Origin of the sequence: Actinosynnema sp. NPDC059797 (assembly GCF_042732085.1) — a bacterium.
Taxonomy (GTDB): domain Bacteria; phylum Actinomycetota; class Actinomycetes; order Mycobacteriales; family Pseudonocardiaceae; genus Actinosynnema.
This window is the reverse complement of record NZ_JBHWIE010000701.1, coordinates 1-1,698: the sequence shown is the minus strand read 5'-3', so window position 1 is coordinate 1,698 and position 1,698 is coordinate 1. Positions and strand designations below refer to the sequence as shown.

Here is a 1,698-nt window from a genome sequence, read left to right as displayed (position 1 = left end):
AACGCGCACAGCGCCGCCGCGGTCTTGGAGCTGGCCGCCGCCGGCAGGCGCAAGAAGGTCGTCCACGTGTCGACCAGCGCGGTGGTCGACTCCCCGGCGTACCGCCCGGGGGAGGAGGTCGAGCCGGGCCCGCTGCGCGCGCTGCCGACCGGCCCGGCCGGGTACGTGCGCTCGAAGGCGGTCGCGGAGGAGTACTTCCGGCACGCCGCCGGGTTCGACGTGCCCGCCGTCGTGGTCCGGGTGCCGAGCATCTTCGGCGACCGGGTCCGGTTCCAGGTCAACGAGGCCGACGCGGTCTGGAGCTGGTGCCGGGCGATGGTCGCGACGGGTTCCTACCCGAGCAGCTTCGACCTCCCGGGCAACGAGCTGTTCCAGGCCCTGCCCGCCGATGCCGCGGCGCGCGTGCTCGTCGACGAGCTGCTGGCCGAGGACCCGCCGGGCTGCCGGTTCGTCAACGCCGTGCCGGCCGCGGTGTGCGGCACCGCCGACCTGGTCGCCGCGGCCCGGGGGTGCGGTCACCCGCTCCGGCCGGAGCCGGACGCGCGGTGGTACGAGGAGGTCGCCCGGCTGGACGCCGGGGAGATCTGGGTCGCGGGCACGGCGGCGGGCGTCGCGCGCCTGGTCGCCGACGCGCCGGCCGCGCCGCGCCGGCTGCACCGGTTCGCGCCGGGCGGCGGGCCGGGGGTCGCCCGGCTGCTCGCCGAGCACGCCATCCGGACCCCGGAGGAGATCGCCGGCTACTTCAGGACCCTCGTCGCCGGCCCGACGGCCCGGACGACGCGGCAACACGACGGTGAGGAGCGGTGATGGGCGCAGGGGAACAGCAGTACGACGTCGTGGTCAACGACGAGGAGCAGTACTCGATCTGGTCCGCCGGCCGGGAACTGCCCGCGGGCTGGCGGACCACCGGGTTCCGCGCCGGCAAGGAGGAGTGCCTGGCGCACATCGCCACGGTCTGGACGGACCTGCGGCCGCTGAGCCTGCGGCTGCGGTCCGCCTAGACGCCTCGGGGGAGGCACCCACGACGGGTCGTCGGCGCCCGGGCAGGGCCGCCGGCGCCCGCGCACCACCCGTTCCGCCGCGCGGAGACACCTTGAGGAGCAGTGATGACCCAGTCCTACAGCCAGGAGCCGGACGTCCGCGAACTCCGGCCGGCGCCCGCGCCGGTCGCGCGGCCCCGCATCGTCACCGCGACCGCGGTGCTCGCGTTCGCCCAGGCGCTGTTCTCGGCGCTCAGCACGGGGAGCGTGATCTCCGGCCTGCTCGGCGACGGCGCGGCCAGGGCCGCGGTCGTCGACGGCGGCACGCCCACCACGGCGTGGATCGGCGCGGTCGCCCAGGTCGTCGGCATCGTCCTGCTGGTCGTGGGCGGCGCGCGGCTGCTCGCCGGCAGGGGCCGGACCGCGCTGGTCGCCGGCGCGGCCGTGGAGATCGGAATCGTCGTGTACTACCTGATCACCAGCAACCTGATCCCGATCGACATCGCGATCTCGATCTTCTTCGCGATCCTGCCCGCGGTCGTCCTGGTCCTGGCGCTGGGCCGGGGCGCGACCGGGTTCCTGGCGTCGCGCCGCACCCGCTGAGGAACCGGCGCCGGGGAACTGGCGCCGGGGAACTGACGCCGGGGGACCGGCACCGGGGACCGGCCACCCCGCCCGGCGGCGGTGTTCAACTGCGCTCGGAAGGGCGGTTGAACAC

At 76.0% G+C, this 1,698-nt stretch carries 3 protein-coding genes; all 3 read left to right on the top strand.

Going from position 1 to position 1,698, the window contains the following annotated elements:
* Nucleotides 1-807: SDR family oxidoreductase (locus tag ACFV4N_RS43475; RefSeq protein ID WP_499678551.1), on the top strand; the 807-nt coding region annotated here is incomplete at its 5' end.
* Nucleotides 807-1,001, top strand: coding sequence for an MbtH family protein (locus tag ACFV4N_RS43470; protein WP_499678550.1), 195 nt, complete (start codon nt 807-809; stop codon nt 999-1,001). The genes ACFV4N_RS43475 and ACFV4N_RS43470, both read left to right, overlap by 1 nt.
* A gap of 105 nt (nt 1,002-1,106) precedes the next feature.
* Entirely contained in the window at nt 1,107-1,583 is a 477-nt protein-coding gene (locus ACFV4N_RS43465) for a hypothetical protein (RefSeq protein ID WP_499678549.1), read from the top strand.
* Nucleotides 1,584-1,698: the final 115 nt, after the last annotated feature.